This window comes from Legionella feeleii (genome assembly GCF_001467625.1).
In the GTDB taxonomy this organism is placed as follows: Bacteria; Pseudomonadota; Gammaproteobacteria; order Legionellales; family Legionellaceae; genus Tatlockia; species Tatlockia feeleii.
Genome location: NZ_LNYB01000048.1, coordinates 1 through 3,727, shown reverse-complemented (window position 1 = coordinate 3,727; position 3,727 = coordinate 1). Strand labels below are relative to the sequence as shown.

Sequence of the window (3,727 nt, the reverse complement as noted above, 5' to 3'; positions counted from 1 at the left end):
ACTAATGTTGGACTTGACTGGTTTCGAAAGGTTCAATCCAGCCATGGCGTGATATTATACAGTTCAACGCGAAGACGCCAAGAGCCAAAATTTTCTTAATAAGATCGAGAATATCATAGATAAAAAAGATATTAATCCAGGACAAATGGAAAAATTCTTATATTCCATGGACGCTATACAAGAGCAAACTACAAAGCTAGAAAATTACTTTCAAATTCTATTTGATAAGTAGATTCGTCGATATTATTTTTATCAGTCATATATGCAGAGTAAGAAACTACCCTGCCCCACTCTATAGAGTCAGCTAAATAATTCTTGATAATGCCATAGTAGAAATTATCATCTAGTTTTTTAGCATCAAACAAATTCTCAATCCATTTTTCTACAGGTTTTTTATAATCTTCTTCTGACAGCATAAAAAGCATTTTTTCTTTTTTAGCAACACTTTTGAGGACATGATCCGGCAAGTCATATCCTGCCAGTAAGTCTAGGTGGTCTGTAAATGCGTTTAAATCTTTAATAATCAGCCAAGTTGGATTGGCATCTTTATCAAGAAATAGAAAACTTCCTAAGTTATCTACCAGGTAATACTCAATAGCTTGTGCTTGAATTTTGACAAGTTTAAAAAGCTCTTGATAAAGTTTATTGCTAAACAAAGTATTTATATGGCTACTATTACTATCAATTAATTTACCTGATAAAATGCTAAAATATTGGTAAGTTAGATCATTTATTGTCAGAGTAATCTCTGGATACAGATTTTCGTTTCTTTTAAGAATAAATTTATCAATCAGTCTGTTATTGAACGCGCTTATAACTGTATCCTTGTCTGCTTCAGCGGTTAGCATAACTTTAGCTATTTTTCTTTGTTTTATTTTTTCACAAAATTGTATCCCATTAATATTAGGCATGGCATAGTCAACAACTAATAAAGGTATACGTTCAAAACGTGATTTGTCATAAATAAGAGTTAACAAATTTTTAATTTCAAGATCAATGACACGATTAGTAGTTGTATCCGCATTAACATCGTTCAGTACTCTATATATGGATTGGGGGAAATCTTCTTCCTTATTGCTATCGATTAAACTTATTGCTGCATCTGGGTTTGTCAGGGTAAGTATATGATTACCAAACTCTAACTCAAGAGCATCTAAAAATGCACGGTTATCATCTAAAAAAATGACTTTTGTTGGATGGTAAAAACATAATGGCTTTGAATCAACAACAGTCATATGGGGTATCCTATTAAATTACAGCATTCCATAAGTTTTGCTTTATTCACTTTATGAAGGCCGTTTCTTCACTATTTAAGGCGTATACTATTATAATACAATTCAATTTTTCAAACACATGCTTTTCTTGTATTAGTAATATTCTACCTATTCCGACTAAATCTAAGTTAAATTTATAAAGCAAGGAGCAGAATTTTCCTCAATTTGAATCAGCCTATGGCTTTTCAAGCCTGTAGCTACCTCGCTATATATTGGACTTCCAACTACTAAGAATTTACTCGTCTACTGCATACTATGCGAATAATTTTATATAAAAAGGGCTTTTTGTAATTCAGCATTTTAGCAACTCCTATAAGTCATGAAACTCCTATAAGTCATGAAACTCCTATAAGTCATGGAACTACTATAAGTCATGGAACTACTATAAGTCATGAAACTCCTATAAGTCATGGAACTACTATAAGTCATGGAACTACTATAAGTCATGGAACTCCCATAAGTCATGAAACTCCTATAAGTGATAAATGACGCTTAACACCCGCCTTTACTGAATAACTTGGACTCCTATAGAGATCCACTTGAAGTTGCTTGAAATTACTTTGGGAGTTCTCGGGGAATAAAGGGAGTTGGGAAAACAAAGTACAATAACTTATTGATGTTAAGTAAGTTATTGTAGTAGACTTTTGAAAAAATATAAGGAGGTAAGTTATGAGTGGCTATGTGAATGTTACTGCAATGCAAAAAGGGGGGGTTGGTAAAACCACTTTTACATTTAATCTTGGAAAAGGTCTTTCTGCACGAGGGCATAGAGTCTTATTTATTGATAATGATCCGCAAGGTGATTTAACTCAGGCATGTTTAGGCGATATAAGTATCCCAGTGTCTTCAAATACAATGCGATTATATGAAAATGGATCAAAAATAGAGCCCCTTCCTATATCAGAAAATCTGAATCTAATTGGAACAGACATTGAATTAGCGCTTGCTCAAGAAAAGAATTTTGAAGTTATATTTGATTTCGCAGATAAAATTAGTGCTTTAGTAGATGAATTTGATTTTATTCTTATAGATTCTTTGCCTTCATTTGGAATTATGCATACTGCTGCTCTTTTAGCATCAGACACTTTGTGTATACCAACTAAAGCCGCGCCGTTTTCCATGAAAGCTATAAAAATGCTTATGGAAACGGTCGACAAGGTCAAAAGGCCAAGAATGAATCCTGATTTGAAAGTTTTGGGTATAATCATAAATCATGTGGAGGGATCGCAAACTTCTTTAGGAAAAGAAATTGAAAGACAGTTAAGGGATTTTTATCAGGACATTGTATTTCATAATAAAATAAATAGGACTGTTAAAATTGAGGAAAGTCCTGCATTTAATGAATCAATAATGGAATATATGCCTGAGAGCAAAGCGGCTGAGCAATTCGAACTTATCATTGATGAGTTTATTAGAAGATACCAGGATATAGTGGGGTAAAAATGGCTAGAAAACGAGATTTTTCCGGTATCGGCAAGGACATTCTCACGAAAAGTGAAAAACCTAGATCATTGTCAGATTTTATAGGAGTTGAGAGCAATAAAAACGTTTCCTATGACTTAGACGGAGGTGAGAGTAAATTAGTAAAAAAGTCCGATCCCATTGTGCGTGAATGTATATCCATATCTAAATCTGATGCTGATCTTGCGAATGAGCTAGCAGTTAAGTGTGCTGCTGAGGGACAAAAAACTACTAAAGCAGATATATATAGAGCTTCAATTAGATATTTTGCAAAGTTATCACCGGCGGTTATGGCAAGTAAAATACGAGATGTAAGAAAAGATAAAAAAACTCACAATTAATATTTAATTACCATAACTTCCATATCTTTCATAAGATTCATAAGATCCATAAAAATGGATCTTATGAATCGAGCAATTTCTATCTCAATGAATTCAAGTAGTTGAATTGTTTGATACAAATTTCACGTTTTAATTTATATGTAACTTTCATAACTTTCATAACTTTCATAACTTATGAAGATAGTGATGTAACCTATTGTTTTAACAATTTTTTTTGATTGACAATATAAAAATAGAACATTAATCTGATGCCAAGAGAAAAATATGCTTATGAGGTTTTAATAAAAAAGAAACTAATAATTGAAGAACAAAAAACCCACCGAAGTGGGTAATTTGGTTAAACCTGTTACTAAGAGATAAATCTAGTCAATTTAATCTTAGCGATAGGTTTTATGCTTGTCAAGCAATTAGCTTATAGCTAAGGGGTTTTTTCGTGTGAAAGAAAGTGCATTTTCAGATGCCTCAATTTATGCAAAGAGGCCGGCATTGTCAGGTCCTAATAAAAGGGTAGCTCTTAATCGCACGGGCAACTGGTGCGGTCATAGTCCTGATGTGCCGCGTTTTTTCAGAGAACCAGACTCCCACAAGCCACGGCCTAAGATTTTAACATGGGCGATGGAGTCGCTGCGCCGATTTTATTCGAAACCGGCT

The 3,727-nt window shown here is 33.4% G+C and carries 3 protein-coding genes and 1 pseudogene; 3 read left to right on the top strand and 1 reads right to left on the bottom strand.

From position 1 onward, the window contains the following. Positions 1–188: 188 nt before the first annotated feature. Positions 189–1,235, bottom strand: coding sequence for a response regulator (locus Lfee_RS06515; protein WP_058445082.1), 1,047 nt, complete (start codon positions 1,233–1,235; stop codon positions 189–191). A gap of 708 nt (positions 1,236–1,943) precedes the next feature. On the opposite strand from Lfee_RS06515, the gene Lfee_RS06510 reads away from it, so the two are divergent. From Lfee_RS06510 to Lfee_RS17625, 3 genes and pseudogenes are all read left to right on the top strand, one after another. Next, positions 1,944–2,714, top strand: a complete 771-nt coding sequence (locus Lfee_RS06510) for a ParA family protein (protein WP_058445080.1) — start codon at positions 1,944–1,946, stop codon at positions 2,712–2,714. Between the two features lie 2 nt (positions 2,715–2,716). Continuing rightward, entirely contained in the window at positions 2,717–3,076 is a 360-nt protein-coding gene (locus tag Lfee_RS06505) for a hypothetical protein (protein WP_058445078.1), read from the top strand. A 435-nt stretch (positions 3,077–3,511) separates the two neighbouring features. Continuing rightward, positions 3,512–3,727: pseudogene (locus Lfee_RS17625) on the top strand (hypothetical protein); the annotation flags it as partial.